The sequence below is a fragment of the Saliphagus sp. LR7 genome, assembly GCF_003344565.1.
Taxonomy (GTDB): Archaea; Halobacteriota; Halobacteria; order Halobacteriales; family Natrialbaceae; genus Saliphagus; species Saliphagus infecundisoli.
In genome coordinates, this window is the sequence record NZ_QPND01000004.1 from 256,855 (window position 1) to 273,247 (window position 16,393).

A 16,393-nucleotide genomic window follows, 5' to 3' on the forward strand; every position below is an offset into this window, starting at 1 on the left:
TCGGAACGGGCTTGAACGTGGCGAAACCCGCAGCGTTCGCTACCGGCAGTTCGTCAGCGGGACGTGGGAGGTCTCGTCGGCGGTGATCCAGCGGGTGAGGATCGCCTCCTCGGGACACGCCCGCGGGAAGATCGTACACTCGGACCGATCGTCCTCGACGACGATCGCGTGCTCGAGCTGGGCGGTTCCGGGGTCGGCCGGTTCGGAACTACTGTAATCCGTGCGTTCGGACATCTGTATTTCCTCTCGGTGGATGAATGGCTCGTGTATACGTATATAGCTTTCCGATCGTGCATCTATTGGCGGATACGGCCCGGGGAACGGAGACAGAGGTAGGGTTTGCCTACCAGTCGTCGCCGAGGGCGGCCCTCGCGGCGCCGTAGCCGCCCGCGGTCGTCCACGTCCGGCCACTCTCGACGTGTTCGACCCGATAGCCACCCCCGCAGTCCCCGCATCGATACTGGTCGGGCGCCTTCACGGGGTTCGACGCCCGGTGGCGCTTTCCCTCCCAACCACAGTCGGAACAGACGAGGCGGTATCTGGGCTCCGAAAACGGCTCGCAGTGGCGGGGCGCATCGACGGCCGCCGCCCGTTCTCGGAACCGAGGGCCGTGGCCCGACTCGCCGTGGGTCTGGAACTCCCAGGCGTGGACGAGTTCGTGGCGGACGATCGCCTCGAACTCGCCGGAGTCGTACGAGCGATAGGCCCGCCGCGAGAGGACGACGGTCGCAACCTCCCGTTCGTGGTCGTACCGACAGACCCCCGCACGCCGCTTCGCCCGCGCCGACACCGCCCAGTCGACGCTCGCGAGATCGACCCCGATCTCGTCTGCGACCTCGCGGGCGTGGACCCGCGCCTGGGCGACGATCGCCTCCTCGACGGTCGGAGTGGCGTCGCTCACGGAGCCGGGTCAGGCTTCGAGGGCGAGTCCCGCGCTCTGCAGGGCCTCCTCGGCGGTCCGGTCGTCGTGGACGACGCCGGCGACCGCGCGGGCGATCGATTCGGGCTCCTCGTGCTGGAAGACCGACCGGCCCATCGAGACGCCCGCGGCGCCGGCGTCCATCGCTCCCCGGACCATCTCCACCGTCTCCCGGTCCGTGCCCCGCGAGCCGCCGGCGATCACGACCGGCTTGGCGGTCGCCTCGACGACGCGCTCGAAGCTGTCGCCGTCACCGCTGTAACCCGTCTTGACGAGGTCGGCGCCGAGTTCCTCGGCGAGGCGGACGGCGTGGGCCAGTGCCTCGGGGTCGTCGCCCTCGACGCCGGGGCCCCGGGCGTAGGCCATCGCGAGCACGGGGATGCCGAAGCGGGCCGCCTCGCCAGTGAGGTCGGCGAGCTGGGAGAGCTGGTCGGGTTCGTGGTCCGAGCCGACGTTGATGTGAAAGGAGACGGCGTCGGCCCCCGCCCGGATGGCCTCCTCGACGGTTCCCGTGAGCCGCTTGTCGTTCTCGTCGGGACCGATCGTCGTCGAGGCGTTCAGGTGGACGACGTACCCTTTTCCGTTCTTGTTGGGGTGGACCCGCGGGGCGATCCCCTTCTGGGTGAGGACGGCGTCGGCGCCCCCCCGCGTGACCGCGTCGATCGTCCCCTCGATGTCCACCAGGCCCTCGACCGCACCGAGTGTGATCCCGTGGTCCATCGGAACGACGACGTAGCGTCCGTCCGTCCCGATCCGCTCGAGACGCGCCTCGGTTCCCGTCATACCGGAAGTCATGTTGTGAGTGTGTAGCAAACGTTCGGTTATGGCTGTTCTGGTTCGGGCACGCCGCGTTCGGCGCCCGCCTTCAACTCTCGTGCCTTCGACTCGAGGGCCGCCGCGGGATCTTCGCTCTCGGCGATCAGATCCACGAGCGCGCTGCCGACGATGACGCCGTCGGCACCCGCCGAAACGATCTCGGCGGCGTGGTCGCCCTCGCTGACGCCGAAGCCGACCGCCTTCGGGATCGGGTACTCGTCAAGGCGCGCGAGACTGTCGTGGGTCGCCCCCGAGACGTCCGCACGCGCGCCGGTCGTCCCAAGCCGGGCCTGGACGTAGGCGAAGCCCGCCGTCCGCTCCATGATCGAGTCGAGGCGCTCGTCGTCGGTCGTCGGCGCGACGATGAAGACCAGGTCGAGCCCGTGGGCCTCGCACGCTTTTCGAAGGGGCCCGCTCTCCTCTGCGGGCAGGTCGGGGACGATGATTCCCGCGAGGCCGGCCTCCGCCGCACGGGAAACGAACGGCTCCGGATCCGCATCGGGGCCGTGTTGGAGGATCATGTTGTAGTACGTCATCACCAGCAGCGGTGCCTCCGTCTCGAGACCTGCCACGAGATCGAAGAACGCTCCAGGAGTGGTTCCGGCCTCCAGCGAGCGGTTGATCGCGGCCTGGATCGTCGGCCCCTCCGCGATTGGCTCCGAGAACGGCAGTCCGAGTTCGATCAGGTCCGCCCCGCCCCGATCTAGGGCCTCGACGTATTCGCGGGTTTCCTCCAGCGAGGGATCGCCCGCAGTGATGTAGGCGATCAGCGCCGGGTGGTTCTCCCGGATCGTCCGTTCGATCTCTGAGTCCGTGCCGGCGTTCATTGGCCGAACACCTCCACGTCGGGCGCGGCCTCGATGTCGCGTTTCTCGGTCTCCTCGAGGACGGTCTCCAGGTCCTTGTCGCCCCGTCCCGAGACGGTGACGACGACGAGATCCCCGAGATCCGCCTCGACGTCGTACTCCCCCGCGTCGGGTCCCGCGACTCGCTCCAGGTAGCCAAGCGCGTGGGCCGACTCGAGGGCGGGGATGATCCCTTCGAGTCTCGAGAGCCGATGGAACGCCTCGAGGGCGGCGTCGTCGCCGACGCTCGCGGGCGTCACCCGGCCCTCAGCGACGAGGTGGGAGAGCTCGGGACCGACGCCGGCGTAGTCGAGGCCGGCGCTGACGCTGTGGGACTCCATGATCTGGCCGTCGGTACTCTGGAGGAGTTTCGTCATCGCGCCGTGGAGGACGCCGTCGGTCCCGGTCGAAAGGGTCGCGGAGTTCGGGGCCAGCCCCTCCTCCTCGTCGATCTCGAGGCTCGAGCCGCCGGCCTCGACCGCGTAGAGGGAGACTCCGTCTCGCGGGCGTTGCCCGCTCGAATCCTTCGCGGAGCGTTGCTCGACGCTGTCGGGGACGAACGCGTGGAACGACCCCATCGTGTTCGAGCCGCCGCCCGCACACGCGAGCACGCTATCGGGCAGCCGGCCCGCCTTCTCCCGGATCTGGTCTCTGGCCTCCCGGCCGATCACCGACTGAAAGTCCCGGACCATCGTCGGAAACGGGTGGGGTCCCACGACGCTCCCGATCACGTAGTGGGTGTTCTCGACGGTCGTCGCCCAGTCGCGCATCGTGGCGTTGATCGCCTCTTTCAGGGTACCCCGACCGGCCTCGACGGGGGTCACCTCGGCGCCGTTCATCCGCATCCGGTAGACGTTGGGCCGCTGGCGGTTGACGTCGGTCCGGCCCATGTAGATCTCACAGGGCATGTCGAGGTGGGCAGCCGCCATCGCCGTCGCGGTGCCGTGCTGGCCGGCACCGGTCTCGGCGATGATCCGCTCCTTTCCCATGTACTTCGCGAGGAGGACCTGCCCGAGCGCGTTGTTCAGCTTGTGGGCGCCCCCGTGGAGCAGGTCCTCGCGTTTGAGGTAGATCTCCCTGTCGTAGCGCTCGCTCAGTCTGTCCGCGCGCTGGAGGGGGGTCGGTCGGCCGCCGAAGTCGGCCATCCGCTCGCGGAACTCGTGCATGAACCCCTCCTCGTTGTTGCGGACGTACCGCTCGTAGGCATCCTCGAGTTCGGCGAGCGCGGGCATCAGCGCCTCGGGGACGTACTGGCCGCCGTACTCGCCGAAGGTCGCCTCGCTCATGCGGTCCCTCCGGTCCCGGTCTCGCTGGCAGTCGGCGTCGTCAGCTCCCGGGTGCGGTCCTCGACGTCGCCGGCCATGATCGCGCTCCCGATCAGGAGGCCGTCGGCGCCGGCCGCGCGCATCCGGGCGACGTCGGCGCGAGAGGAGATCCCGCTCTCGGCGATCAGGGTGACGTCCTCGGGCGCGTGGGGCGCCACGGTCTCGAACGTCTCCAGGTCCACGTCGAGTCCCGCCAGGTCGCGGTTGTTCACGCCGACGAGTTCGGCCCCCGCACCGATAGCCGTCTCGAGTTCGTCCTCGCTGTGGACCTCGACCAGCGGCTCGAACCCCCGGTCGCGGGCGGCTTCGACCATTCCCTCGACGTCCTCGAGAAAGCGCGCGATCAGGAGGACGAGGTCGGCCTCGACGACGTCGAGGTGCGATTCCTCGAGAAGGAAGTCCTTCCGGAGCACGGGGACGGAAACGGCCGCCCGGACTCGCTCGAGCGCGTCGGGCGACCCCCCGAAGTGTGTGGGTTCGGTCAGCACCGACAGCGCCGCCGCGCCGCCCTCGACCATCGCCTCGGCGAGTTCGACGGGGTCCTCCCGGCGCTCCCCGTCGGTCGTCGGGCTGGTCGGCTTCACTTCCGCGATCACCGGGACGCGACCCTCGGCGGCGGCCTCCGCGAGTGCCGCCGGCAGCGACCGCCGCTCCGCGACGGCCACGCGGTCGCCGCCCGGCCTGTCCCGGGCGGTCTCGAGGATCGAGCGCACCGGGGGTGCGAGCTCCGTTTCTTGCTCCATTGTTGTACATCGACGTACTCATATGTACAAAAGCCTTGCGCCATCGGCGGCGTTTTGAAGTCGGTCCGGGCCGACCGTCGGGTATGGACGAGGCGATCACCGGAATCTACGCGCGCGAGTCGCCCGCCATCGACCGAGTCGTCCAACTGGGCGCCGCGAGCGGCCGGGTGATCTCGATCTCGTTCCCCGAGGAGGTCCCTGCCGACGCCGCCGGGGATCATCCGGTTCTCGAGCGACTCCTCGCCGCCCTCGATGGCGAGGAGGACGACTTCGGGGACGTCACCGTCGCGCTCACGGTCCCGACGCCCCATCGGGGGGTGTTGGAGGAGGTCCGGACGATCCCCTACGGCCGCGAGCGCGACGTCGCCTCGATCGCGCGGTCGGTCCCGGATCTCGACGACGAGGACGGCGAGACGGTTCGGGCGGCCCTGCGGGAGAACCCGCTTCCGATCCTGATCCCCGACCATCGGGTCCCAGACGGGCCGAGCGCGGCGCCGGCCGCCGTCGAGGCCCGCCTGCGGTCCCTAGAGGGGATCTGATTGATATTCATTCTTTAAGGACGGGCGGTATTCCTTCCCTGAAAGCTTTTTATCTACCCCCGTGGTTATATGCGGGAGAATGGCCGCCCAGATCACGCACGTCCAGAAGGCCTGTGCCTACGTGACCCGCGGGGAGGGAGAGCTCCTCGTGTTCCGTGGCCCGGAACACGACGGACTCCAGATCCCCAAGGGAACGATCGAGGCCGGCGAGGATCCCCGGAGCGCGCTGTTCCGGGAGGTCCTAGAGGAGAGCGGGCTCTCGGCGCTCGGGAAGACCCGCCACCTCGCGAGCGACGTCTGGACCCGCCGGAACTCGCCGCCGAAACGCTACGTCCGCCACTTCTTTCACGCGACCGTCCACGAGCCCAGAGACCGGTGGACCCACGTCGTCACCGGCGAGGGCGAGGAACGCGGCACCGAGTACGACTTCACCTGGCTCGACCTCTCCTCGACCGCCGGCCGCGAGTTCGCGCTCGAACTCGACGACTACGTTCACCTCCTGTAGCGGGTCGCGTAGACGTAGAGCCCGATTCCCGCGAAGACGCCGACCGTCGAGAGGAGTTCGAAGGCGGGATCACCCGTCGCGATCCAGACGAACTGGGCGACCCCGCCGCTTGCGAACGAGGCCCCCGCGGCCCCGATCGGGTCGGTCGGCCCCTGGGCGAGCAAGGCGACGCCGATCGCGACCGCGATGACCCCGAACAGCGCGTAGGCGGCCAGCCGTGCGATCGGGTCGTTCGCGAGGACAGCGTAGCCAAGCAGGAGGAAGTAGGCAACGACCCCGCCGAGGAGCCACCGGCGGGCACGGTCAGATCCGTCGAGCGAGGCCGACATACCCGAACGTGGGGCCGGGCGGGCTTAAGCGGTTTCGGCCCCGCCCGGCTCGAGCCCGATCCCCTCGTGGACGACGAACTCGAGGGCGTTGACGAGGTAGTGGGCGACGACGACCGCGAGCAGGCTCCCCGTCGCGATGAAAAGCGCCGCGAGGGCAAAGCCCAGCAGTCCGGTGACGACGATCCCCGCGGTGCCCTGGATTCCGTGGCCCAGCGCGAAGGCGATCGAGGAGCCGATGGCGAGAGGCCACGGCGAGAGCCCGTAGCCCGCCGAGACGGCCCCGATCAGCGCCGCCCGGAAGAGCAGTTCCTCGAAAATCGCGATCAGCGGGAGCACGCCGACCAGGAGGACGAGCCACCCGCCCGCCGAGTCGGGCGCGAGCAACTCCCGGAGCCCCTCGTCGTGGTCGATTCCCGCCCGCCGCGCGCCGGCCGCGCCGGCCTCGTTGGCGGCGTAGAGGACCATCCCCGCGACGGTGCCGTAGAGGACTCCCTCCGTGACGTACGCTCGAGAGAGGTCGAGTCCCAGGGCCTCGGGCGGGATCGCGGCGTAGAGAGCCGCACCGACCAGCAGGGCCGCGAACAGCCCCTGTGAGAGCGCGACGTTCGCGAGCAGGGTGCCGGTGGACATCGAGTCGGCGAGCGTGTCTCCCGGGTTGGGCTCCTCTTCGTGGCCCACGACCGGCGCCCGCCCGTCGTCGACCCCCCGCTCCTCGACGGCGGGCTCGAGCGGCGGCGTAGCCACGCCGGCTCCCTCGGCCCTATCGGCTCGAGAGCCGGCGTCTCGCTCGGTGGGCTCGATGAGGGCACTCTCGGTTGCACGGGAGAGCGCGAGAAGAAGAACGGTGACGACGCCCGTCAGGCCGACGAACGTCGCCCACTGGGTCATCTACTGGGGGCTCGGGTTCGAGCCGCCGGCCCCGACCGTCTGGTGTTCGAGCGCGGAGCCGGTGATCTGTTTGAGGCGATCGACCAGCGAGTCCTTCTGTGGCTCGCCCATCAGGGCGACCTCGAGGACCTCGCTGATGTTCGAGCACGGAACGATCTCGATCATCTCCTCGTACTCGTCCTCGATCATCACGTCCTGTTCGTTGGCCGCCGGGATGATGACCGTCTTGCAGCCGGCCTTCGCGGCCGCCTCGATCTTGTGGGTCACCCCGCCGACAGGAAGCACGTCGCCGCGCACGGAGAGCGAGCCGGTCATGGCGACGGTCTGGTCGATCGGGATGTCCTCCAAGGCGCTGATGACGGCGGTCGCCACGGTAATGGAGGCCGAATCGCCGTCGACGCCCTGCTGGCCGGCCTGGACGAACTGGATGTGGACGTCCTTCTCCGAGAGGTTGACGTCGGAGAACTTCTTGATGATCGCCGAGACGTTCTGGACCGACTCCTCGGCCATCTCCTTGAGCTGGCCGGTCGCGATCACCTGGCCCTGGCCCTGGGCGGGGACGATCTCGGCCATGACGGGGAGCATGATGCCGCTGTCCTCGCCCATGACCGCGAGGCCGTTGACCCGGCCCTCGACGCCGCCCTCGTTGACCTGCAGTTCGTAGTCCTTCCGGCGCTCGATGTAGTCGTCGGCGAGCTGTTGTTCGATCGAGCGCGACCGTTTCTTCGCCTGGAGGACGTGCTCGCGGGTGGTGAGCTCGGCGTCCTCGGCGCGGGCGATGTCGCCCGCGACCCGGACGAGTCCGCCCAGCGTCCGGAAGTGAAGCGTTAAGTGATTCTTCCGGCCCGACCGGCGCTTGGCCTCGAGGATCAGCTCCTCGACGGCCTCGTCGGTGAAGTGGGGGAGCCGGCCGTCGCGTTCGACCTCCTGGGCGACGAAGCGGGCGTACTTCCGGCGCATCTCGGGGGAGTCCTCGATGGTGTCCTCCATGTACACCTCGTAGCCGTAGCCCTTGATCCGGTTGCGAAGCGCCGGATGCATGTTCTCCATCGCGTCCAAGTTGCCGGCCGCGATCATGATGAAGTCACAGGGGACGGGCTCTGTCTGGACCATCGCGCCCGAGGACCGTTCGGACTGGCCCGTAATGGAGAACTCGCCCTCCTGGATCGCGGTCATCAGCTTCTGCTGGGTCCGGATGTCCAAGGTGTTGATCTCGTCGACGAACAACACGCCCTTGTTGGACTTGTGGATCGAGCCGGGTTCCACGCGGTCGTGGCTCGGGGTCTCCATTCCGCCCGACTGGAACGGGTCGTGGCGGACGTCGCCCAGCAGCGCGCCGGCGTGGGCGCCGGTGGCGTCCTCGAAGGGGGCCTGGCGCTTGTCGCCGTTGTCGACGATCATGTTCGGCACCATCGCGTCGGTTCCCCGGGAGGTGTATCGGAAGATGAGCCAGATGATCCCCGCAGCGAGGATCCCCAGGAGGATGTTGCGCATGATCAGCGCGTAGCCGATGATGATCGCGATGATGATCCACATCAGGATCGAGCGCATCTGGTTTCGCTTCCGGGCTTCCTCCTTGTGGGCGTCGATGATCTGGTCGCCCTTTCCGGCGGGCACCGTCCGAACTTTCGGCTCGTTGCCGTCGTCCGGGTTGTGATAGACCAGGACGTCCTGGAGGTCCTCCTGGGGGAGCAGCTGGCTCATCGCCTTCGCCAGCATCGACTTCCCGGTCCCCGGCGAGCCGATCATCATCACGTGGCGGCGCTGTTTGGCGGCCTTGATGATGATGTCGCGGGCCTCGTCCTGGCCGATGACCTGATCGACCAGCCGGTCGGGGACCTCGATGTCGGCCGTCGAGGTGATCTTGAGCCCGCCGAGCAGACCCTCTTCTTCCTCTTCGTCGATCTCGACGCCGGGATCGACGTCGACCGAGCTTCCCAGGTCCTCGACGGTCTCGACGTCCTCGGCGCCGTCGAATCCGCCGTTCTCGCCGGTCTCATCGGCGTCGGTACTCCCGTCTTCGGTCGTCTCCGCAGAGGGGTCCGGATCGACGCGCTCGTCGACGGGGTCGTCCGTCAGCGGATCGACCGGCTCCGGCGCGTCCTCGGACGGACCGGGGGACTCCTCGTCGGCCCGCTCGCGGTCGGCGTCGGAACCCTCGGCCGACCCGTCGTCCGTGCCGGCGGGTGCCGACGGCTCCGGCGGGTCGTCCTCGGGGGCCTCCTCGCGGTTCGTATCGTTGCTCATAGAACGTGATTCGGTACCCGTTTCGAGGGGACTGTGACTGATATACTTTCTCCCTTCCGAAACGGTCCTCCGGCCTCCTCGGGGTCCAAAACGACTGATTTCGGGACTTCCGGTCGAACGGACGTCTCGCCATGCTTAAGAGTACGAGCCCCGATAGCCGGGTCATGACGCGGGGGTTTCTCATCGGCCGGTTCCAGCCCTTCCACAACGGCCACCTGAGCATGGTCGAACGGATCGCGGAGGACGTCGACGAACTCGTCGTCGGCATCGGGAGTGCGGGCGACTCCCACACGAGGCGAAACCCCTTCACCGCTGGCGAACGCGTGATGATGATCTCGAAGGCGCTCATCGACGTCGACCTCGTCACCTACGTCGTCCCCATCGAGGACCTAGAGCGGAACTCGGTGTGGGTGAGCCACGTCCGGAGCATGAGTCCCGACTTCGAGATCGCCTACTCGAACAACCCGCTGGTGATCCAGCTCTTTCGAGAAGCCGGCGTCGAGGTCCGCCAGTCGCCGATGTTCAACCGCGACACCTTCGAGGGCACCCAGATCAGAGAACGGATGGTCGCCGACGACGACTGGGAGTCGCTGGTCCCCGACGCCGTCGTCTCCGTCGTCTCCGAGATCGACGGGTTAGAACGGATGGAGATGATAAACCGGACGGACGCCAACGGCGACGGGTAACCGGTTTTGCGTTCGGGCCGTCGGTGCTCCCGGCGAGCCGTCCTCGGCGGCCGGTCGAGAACTCGAAACCCCACCAGCAGCCCGGCCATGGTCCCCACCAGCAGGACGGAACCCGTCGAGAAAACGCGGTCGTTCCGGCCGCGGCAATCGGGTCGACGGGGCGACCGGGTCGATTTTGCCGTCCGGGAGTCAACAGACGGCCATGATCACGCTCGCTTCGGATTTCGGCTCGCCGTACCCGGCGGCGATGAAGGGGGTACTCCTCGCGGAAACAGACCCGCAACCGCGGTTGGTCGACGTGGCCCACGACTTTCCCCGCGGAGACGTTCGGACCGCGGCGTTCTGGCTCCGGGAAGTGCTGCCCTACTTCCCACCAGCGGCCCACCTCGCGGTCGTCGACCCCGGCGTCGGCACCGACCGGGCGGCGCTCGCCGTCCGGGCGGGCGACCACGCACTCGTGGGACCGGACAACGGCCTGCTCCTGCCGGCCGCCCGCCGGCTCGGGGAGGTCGAACCGTTCGTCGTGGACGAGTCGATCTCCGGGCGGGTCGGCCATCCGTCAGGCGGCTCGGCGAGCACGACCTTCCACGGACGGGACGTCTTCGCGCCCGCCGCGGCGGCGGTCCACGAGGCCGGCATCGAGGAGATGGAGACCCTCTCCGCCCTCGAGCCCGCCGACGACGTCACCGACTGCCGGTTCCCGGAGGCGACCCTCGAGGACGGCCGGGCGACCGGCGAGGTGCTCGTCGTCGACGGCTTCGGGAACGTCGTCACGAACGTTCCCGGGAGCGCCCTGGCGGGCGTCGAGCGGGTCGAGGCCGCGGGGAAACGCGTTCCGGCAGTCGAGACGTTCGCGGCGGTCCCGGAAAGCGAGGGGCTGGCGACCGTCGGCAGCCACGGCTACGTCGAACTCGACGTCAACGACGGCCGCGGCGAGACGTTCTTCGGGCTCTCGGCGGGCGACGACGTGGCTCTGGAGTTCGATCCCGACTGATCCGTTCGGGTTCCCGACGGAGTGCTGGCTTCCGGTTACACGCTTAGGACGCCATAGAATCGTTCCTACAGAATCGTTTTCGACCTGTCTGAACCGAATCTCGTGCTCAGTGTAGGTTGTAGCTCTATCAGGCACTGCCAGTTGATAGATCGTGATAAAACCATCCGGCGAGACACAGAATAATGGCCACCGAGGCTGCGATTAGTTCGAGCATCCCAACGAACGCTAACAAGTCAGTCGTCCGGCGTATCGTCAGTAGCGCAGTGACGCATATCGCAATTAGCATTCGCAGCCGAGCGCTCGTTTCGTACTCCACATCAACGAGTAGATCAAGAGAGAGTTAAATCGGTCGACGCGCAGCCATACTAAGCAATTGATGCTCTTCAATTCGGCCGATTCTTGACTGGATCTTGTGCTTGGTACAGAGCGTGTACGTACCGGTTTGCTCCCGTCAGAGCTTCGATTTACAGAACAATTATAATTCCTCCCGTCTGACTGAATAGTATGTCGGCGCTTCGGTCTGCCTTTTTCGATTGGAACCTGAACCGAGTGGTGAGAGTTGCTGTGAGCGTTACTGCAGTCTTCCTCGCAACTCGACTTACTGATGGGTTACTTGTGGGACTTGGAGTAGTAGTCGCACTGGCCATGGTACTCGATGTTCCGTGGTGGCTGTACGACCGATACGCGCAGTCAGACAAGTGATATACTCGCACCTGCAGTGAGCGTGTGCCGAAGACTGCACGGGTGGAGACAGTTCTCTGACGGCCTCTTTTGCGCTACCAAAAGAACTCGAAGCGGTGGAACGACGTTACTCGGCGGAGATGACGTCGTCGATCCGGGTGATCATCGTCGCGGCCTCTGTCGCGCTCTCGACGGCCTCCCGTTTGACGTCTGCGGGATCGACGATGCCGTACTCGACGGGGTCGGCGATCGAGACGTCCTCGCCGTCGGTGACGAGACCGGCCCGGCCGCTCGACTCGTGTTCGGCCCGGAGATCGACGAGGACGTCGATCGGGTCCTGGCCGGTGTTGGCCGCGAGCGTGCGGGGAACGATGTCAATGGCGTCGGCGAAGGCCGTGACGGCGAGCTGTTTGCGGCCCTCGATGCCGGCGGCCTCCGAGCGGATGCGGTCGGCGATCGCGATCTCGGTCGCGCCCGCGCCGGGGACGACCTCGCCGCTTTCGAGTGCGGTCGCGACGACGTCTAAGGCGTCGCCGATCGCGCGCTCGAGTTCGTCGACGACGTGTTCGGTGCCGCCACGGACGAAGACGGTGACGGTCTCGGCGGCGGCGCCGCCCTCGACGAACGCGAGGTCCTCGCCGGCGTAGGTGTCGGTGTGGACGTGGTCTGCGTGGCCGAAGGCGTCCGCGTCGAGATCGTCCAAGTCGCCGACGCGGGCGGCGCCGGTCGCGCTCGCGATCTTGCGGGCGTCGCTACTGGAGACGTTCTCGAAGGCGAGGACGCCCTCGTTCGCGAGCGCGCTCGCGACGCGGTCGTCGACGTCCTCGGTCGTGAAGACGACGTCGACGCCGCTGTCGGCGACGGTCTCGGCGTAGCCTGCGAGCTCGCTTTCCTCGGCGTCGAGGGCGGCGTTGAGCTGGTCGATCGACTCGATGGAGTACTCGGCGTCGACGTCGCCGGTGCGGACGCCGAGTTCGACGTCGACGATCGCGACGTCGGCGTCCTCGACGGAGACCGGCATCTCGCTGTGGGCGGGTTCCTCGTCGACGATGATCCCCTCGATGAGTTCGGTCGCCGAGGAGGAGGCGCCGACCTCGGTGTGGACGTTGACGTTCTCGCGGACGACGCCGTCGTCGCCGTCGACGTGGCGGATCGCGTCGACGACCGTCTCCGCGAGGACGTCGGCGGTCAGCCCACCGGTGCCCTTCCCGGTCATGCTCGATTCCGCGACCTGACCGAGGACCTCGTCGTCTACGTCCTCGCCCAGTACCTCGTCGTCGACCGCCTCGAGGGCGATCCGGGAGGCCTCGTGGTAGCCCTCGACGATCGTCGTCGGGTGGACGTCCTGCTCTAGGAGGTCTTCGGCCTCCTCGAGGAGGGTGCCCGTGACGACGGCCGCCGTCGTGGTTCCGTCGCCGACCTCGTCCTCCTGGGTCTCGGCGACCTCGACGATCATCTGGGCGGCGGGGTGTTCGATGTCCATCTCCTCGAGGATGGTCGCCCCGTCGTTGGTGATGACGACGTCGCCGCCCGAGGAGACGAGCATCTTGTCCATCCCCCGGGGGCCGAGGGTCGTCCGGACCGAGTCGGCGACGGCCTTCCCGGCCATGATGTTCGACGATTGGGCGTCCCGCCCCTGGGTTCGCTGGCTGTCCTCGCTCATGATGAACATGGGTTGTCCGCCCATGCGTCGCTGTTGTGCCATGTGTCGATCCTCACTACCCTGTCGTTAGCACTTCTATATAAACGTTTCTCTCCCGGCTCGCTTCCCTCGTGCGATCCCTACCGGAGGTCGTACTGGCGGACCGCCCGGTCCTGTCGGGCCGAGAGCCCGTGGGGGTTTCGCCGCTGGCCCCCGTCCTCCCCGCGGGCGGATCGCCCGTCCCTGAGCCCGCGGGCCGTGCTGCGGACGACCGCCGCGCCGTTGCCGACCCAGCCCGTCGGGGTCGAGTCGCCGGTCGCGACCGCCCGGACCTCCTGGGAGGCGTCCCGGAGCGCGCTCCCGGCCGCCCGCGCGAGGACCGTCGGGCCGAGCCCGTAGTTCTTCGCCAGCCGGTAGCCAAGCGACCGGTAACAGACCCCCCAGTTGCGCTCGAGGCGGCCGCCGTCGGTGCCGACCTCGTGGCGGGCGGCCATCCCCCCGCTCCAGGTGACGTCGTACCCCATCGCCGCGACCCTGTGGGCACAGTCCTTGGCTCCGCCCGTCTCGAGGTACTCGTCGAACCCGTCGAGGGCCTCGATGACCTCGCGGTCGAAGGCGACGTTGTCGCCGTCGAAGCCGGTGACCGCCCGGCCGCGGACGGGCCGTGGGTCCGACGGCGACCGGTCGTCGCCGGCCGGGCTCCCGACGCCGTCCCGGACGGGGCCGGTCACGACGTCGGCACCGCTCGCGCTCGCGGACTCGAGGGCCCCGTACCATCCCCCGTCGACGGCGTACTCGCCGCCGACGAACGCGACGACGTCGCCCGTCGCCGCCTCGATCCCCGCGTTCCGCGAGACGTTCCGGTTGCGCTCGGAGATCTCGACTAAGACGTCGACGTCGTCGCGCTCGCGGACCGCCCCCGTCGTCCCGTCGGCGGAGGGACCGTTGACGACGACGACCTCGGTGCTCGCGGGCACCGAGGTCCGGAGGGCGTCGAGACAGGGCAGCAGTCGCTCCCGGCCGTTGAGCGTCGAGACGACTACCGAGAGCTCCATACTCATGGATAGTTTCCGCGATCGGTAAAATAGGCTGGGGTTCGGGCGTCCATCAGCGGACGCGGGCCGTCCAGTAGGAGACGGAGGCGAAGTGGTCGGCGGTCGGAAGCGCCCCGACGGCCTCGTCGGCCGCACGGATCGGGGCCGCAAGGGCGTTCGGGATCGCCCGGTAGAGCCCGTAGGGCACGAGGAAGTCGTCGGCGACGTCCACGAGGGTGAGGTCCGCCTTCGCAAGCAGGACCGCGACCTCGCTCTTCGAGTACAGCCGCGACCCCATCGGCAGCGCCCAGTTGTAGATGCTCCGGGCCGAAAAGCGGTTGAACGTGTCGAAGACGATCCGGTCGCTGGCGACCCGGCGCATCTCCCGGAGGAAGCCCTCGGGGTCGTCGGCCAGGTGGAAAAACCGCATTGCGACCACCGTGTCGAAGTGGTCGTCGGGGAAGGGGAGCCGACCCGCGTCGCCCCGGAGGAACTCGAGGTGATCCGCGACCCCCGCCCGTCGGGCCTTCTCCCTGCCCTGTCGGAGCATCGCCGCCGAGATGTCCAGTCCCACCACGTCCGCGCCCCGCCGCGCCAGCATCGTCGTAAACCGGCCGGTCCCGCAGGCGATCTCGAGGATCTCCCGGCCCTCGACGGGCCCGACCGCCTCGAGGAGCGCCCGCTTCTCGCGTCGGTCGATCAGCCGACCGCCCCGGGAGAACCGTTTGTCGTCGTACTCCTCGGCGACGTCGTCGGCCTGATACCACTCCTGTCCTTTCACGCTGGGCGGATCTACACTTCCCGGAGGATAAAGAGGTACTGGAGTCGGCCGACGGATCGGCTTTTGGCCCCTGATACCGTAGGACACCTATGCCCACCTGCACCCACTGCGAGACGACCCTCGACGCCGAGGAGCTGGTGCGCCACGAGTCGGGCGACCTCCTGTTCGTTCACTGCCCGTCGTGTGGGGCGTCGATGGGAACGTACCGCGAGCCGGGGATCGGACGCTGACCGCCGGCCGACCGTCCGCACCTAATACATAATTCTACCATATATATACACCTATTATAAACAAGATTGTAGGTATCCACATATGGGGAAGCTTTACCAACGCCGATTCCGCACTCCGGCTATGAGCACGAGTACCACCGACGATCCTGCCGCGAGCGACGAACCCCTCTCGGAGGCCGAGTACCGCGACCGCCTCCGCGAGCTTCCCCCTTCGGCGAAACTCGTCGCCAAAGTCTTAGAGGGCGACGCCCCCCTCTCGCAGGGCCAGCTCGCCGAGGAGTCGCTGCTCCCCGACCGGACCGTCCGCTACGCGCTGAATCGGTTGGAGGACGTCGGCCTCGTCGGCTCCCGGTACAGTTTCCGGGACGCCCGCAAACAGGTCTACTTCCTCGAGCGGTAGACGCTTCCGTCGCCGGGCGGTAGCACCGGCGTGGACGTTCGACGAGTTCCCGTCCCGACCGACACCCGCGCGCCGACGGGGGCGACCAACGCCTACCGTGTCGGCGACTGCCTCGTCGATCCGGCGGGCCGGACCGACCGCCTCGACGCCGCCGGCGCTTCCCACCTCGCGGTCACTCACACCCACCCCGACCACGTCGGCGGGGTCGCCGACTACGCCGACGGCCGGACGGTCTGGGCGCTCTCGGGCCACGCCGACCGTTTCGCGGCCGCGACGGGAGTCGAACCCGACCGCACGTTCGCCGAGGGCGATTCGGTCGCCGGGCTCTCGGTCCTCGAGACGCCCGGTCACGCAGTCGACCACGTCACGTTTTGCGGCGAGGACGCCGGCGAGGCGTTCGCCCTCCCGGGGGACCTCGCGACGGCGACCGGCAGCATCGTCGTCGGTCCGGACGGCGGGGGGATGGCCGCCTACCTCGACTCGCTCCGGCGCCTGCGGGACCGGAATCTCGACGTTCTCTACCCCGGCCACGGCGACCCGATCGAGGAACCCGCCGAGCGCTTGGCGGAGTTGATCGACCACCGTCTCGCCCGAGAGCAGCGGGTCCGGGAGGCGATCGAGGCCGGAAACCGCGTTCCCGAGGCGATCCGCGAGGCCGCCTACGAACGGGATCTGTCGGGCGTCTCCGACCTCGCGACCCGGACCGTCATCGCCCATATCGAGAAGCTGGCCGCCGAGGGTGTCGTGGAGTGGGACAGCGAACGGGTGCGGTGACGACGGGCTTTTCTC

At 68.2% G+C, this 16,393-nt stretch carries 19 protein-coding genes; 7 read left to right on the forward strand and 12 right to left on the reverse strand.

The annotated features are described in order from the left end of the window. Positions 1-39: 39 nt before the first annotated feature. The 6 genes from DVH23_RS08385 to trpC form a co-directional block, all read right to left on the reverse strand. The gene (locus DVH23_RS08385; RefSeq protein WP_114576982.1) at positions 40-234 is read right to left on the reverse strand and encodes a hypothetical protein; all 195 of its coding nucleotides are present in this window, start codon (positions 232-234) and stop codon (positions 40-42) included. Between the two features lie 109 nt (positions 235-343). Then, positions 344-901, reverse strand: a complete 558-nt coding sequence (locus DVH23_RS08390) for a SprT-like domain-containing protein (RefSeq protein WP_114576983.1) — start codon at positions 899-901, stop codon at positions 344-346. Positions 902-910: 9 nt separating this feature from the next. Next, the gene (locus tag DVH23_RS08395; RefSeq protein WP_380682881.1) at positions 911-1,702 is read right to left on the reverse strand and encodes a 2-amino-3,7-dideoxy-D-threo-hept-6-ulosonate synthase; all 792 of its coding nucleotides are present in this window, start codon (positions 1,700-1,702) and stop codon (positions 911-913) included. 38 nt (positions 1,703-1,740) lie between these two features. Then, on the reverse strand, positions 1,741-2,562 hold the full coding sequence (trpA, locus tag DVH23_RS08400; RefSeq protein ID WP_114576985.1) for a tryptophan synthase subunit alpha: 822 nt from the start codon (positions 2,560-2,562) through the stop codon (positions 1,741-1,743). Beyond that, a complete protein-coding gene (gene trpB / locus DVH23_RS08405) occupies positions 2,559-3,866 on the reverse strand; it encodes a tryptophan synthase subunit beta (protein ID WP_114576986.1) in 1,308 nt (435 codons plus the stop codon). Before trpB ends, trpA begins: the two co-directional genes overlap by 4 nt. Continuing rightward, on the reverse strand, positions 3,863-4,648 hold the full coding sequence (trpC, locus tag DVH23_RS08410) for an indole-3-glycerol phosphate synthase (protein WP_114576987.1): 786 nt from the start codon (positions 4,646-4,648) through the stop codon (positions 3,863-3,865). The genes trpB and trpC overlap by 4 nt, the downstream gene beginning before the upstream one ends. Positions 4,649-4,731: 83 nt before the next feature. Between trpC and DVH23_RS08415 the strand changes: the two genes are divergently transcribed. Together DVH23_RS08415 and DVH23_RS08420 are read left to right on the forward strand one after the other, a co-directional pair. After that, positions 4,732-5,187 carry an MGMT family protein gene (locus DVH23_RS08415; protein WP_114576988.1) on the forward strand — a complete coding sequence of 152 codons (456 nt, stop codon included), beginning with the start codon at positions 4,732-4,734 and terminating at the stop codon, positions 5,185-5,187. Between the two features lie 79 nt (positions 5,188-5,266). Continuing rightward, entirely contained in the window at positions 5,267-5,692 is a 426-nt protein-coding gene (locus DVH23_RS08420; protein ID WP_114576989.1) for an NUDIX domain-containing protein, read from the forward strand. Here DVH23_RS08420 and DVH23_RS08425 read toward each other — a convergent pair. From DVH23_RS08425 to lonB, 3 genes are read right to left on the reverse strand one after another with little or no spacing between them, the layout of a single operon-like run. Next, positions 5,680-6,021 (reverse strand): hypothetical protein, encoded by a 342-nt coding sequence (locus DVH23_RS08425; protein WP_114576990.1) that lies wholly within the window; start codon positions 6,019-6,021, stop codon positions 5,680-5,682. The two genes, DVH23_RS08420 and DVH23_RS08425, sit on opposite strands and share 13 nt — an antisense overlap. A 24-nt stretch (positions 6,022-6,045) precedes the next feature. Then, positions 6,046-6,909, reverse strand: a complete 864-nt coding sequence (locus tag DVH23_RS08430) for a CPBP family intramembrane glutamic endopeptidase (RefSeq protein ID WP_114576991.1) — start codon at positions 6,907-6,909, stop codon at positions 6,046-6,048. Further along, entirely contained in the window at positions 6,910-9,156 is a 2,247-nt protein-coding gene (lonB, locus tag DVH23_RS08435) for an ATP-dependent protease LonB (RefSeq protein ID WP_114576992.1), read from the reverse strand. Positions 9,157-9,320: 164 nt separating this feature from the next. On the opposite strand from lonB, the gene DVH23_RS08440 reads away from it, so the two are divergent. Beyond that, complete coding sequence (locus tag DVH23_RS08440; RefSeq protein WP_114576993.1) at positions 9,321-9,842, forward strand: nicotinamide-nucleotide adenylyltransferase; 522 nt, start codon at positions 9,321-9,323, stop codon at positions 9,840-9,842. Between the two features lie 202 nt (positions 9,843-10,044). Continuing rightward, complete coding sequence (locus tag DVH23_RS08445; RefSeq protein WP_114576994.1) at positions 10,045-10,836, forward strand: S-adenosyl-l-methionine hydroxide adenosyltransferase family protein; 792 nt, start codon at positions 10,045-10,047, stop codon at positions 10,834-10,836. 808 nt (positions 10,837-11,644) lie between these two features. On the opposite strand, the gene thsA is transcribed toward DVH23_RS08445, so the two are convergent. From thsA to DVH23_RS08470, 3 genes are all read right to left on the reverse strand, one after another. Beyond that, positions 11,645-13,189, reverse strand: a complete 1,545-nt coding sequence (gene thsA, locus DVH23_RS08460; protein ID WP_114577067.1) for a thermosome subunit alpha — start codon at positions 13,187-13,189, stop codon at positions 11,645-11,647. 110 nt (positions 13,190-13,299) lie between these two features. Next, positions 13,300-14,214, reverse strand: coding sequence for a glycosyltransferase family 2 protein (locus DVH23_RS08465; RefSeq protein ID WP_114576997.1), 915 nt, complete (start codon positions 14,212-14,214; stop codon positions 13,300-13,302). A 52-nt stretch (positions 14,215-14,266) separates the two neighbouring features. Then, positions 14,267-14,974: a class I SAM-dependent methyltransferase gene (locus DVH23_RS08470; protein WP_114576998.1), complete on the reverse strand. Its 708-nt coding sequence runs from the start codon at positions 14,972-14,974 to the stop codon at positions 14,267-14,269. 89 nt (positions 14,975-15,063) lie between these two features. Here DVH23_RS08470 and DVH23_RS24185 point away from each other — a divergent pair, with 89 nt between their 5' ends. The 3 genes from DVH23_RS24185 (at position 15,064) to DVH23_RS08480 (ending at position 16,378) form a co-directional block, all read left to right on the forward strand. Beyond that, positions 15,064-15,204, forward strand: a complete 141-nt coding sequence (locus tag DVH23_RS24185) for a hypothetical protein (RefSeq protein ID WP_198667878.1) — start codon at positions 15,064-15,066, stop codon at positions 15,202-15,204. A gap of 121 nt (positions 15,205-15,325) precedes the next feature. Further along, entirely contained in the window at positions 15,326-15,604 is a 279-nt protein-coding gene (locus tag DVH23_RS08475; RefSeq protein WP_114576999.1) for a helix-turn-helix domain-containing protein, read from the forward strand. 30 nt (positions 15,605-15,634) lie between these two features. Next, a complete protein-coding gene (locus tag DVH23_RS08480) occupies positions 15,635-16,378 on the forward strand; it encodes an MBL fold metallo-hydrolase (RefSeq protein WP_114577000.1) in 744 nt (247 codons plus the stop codon). Positions 16,379-16,393 lie beyond the last annotated feature (15 nt).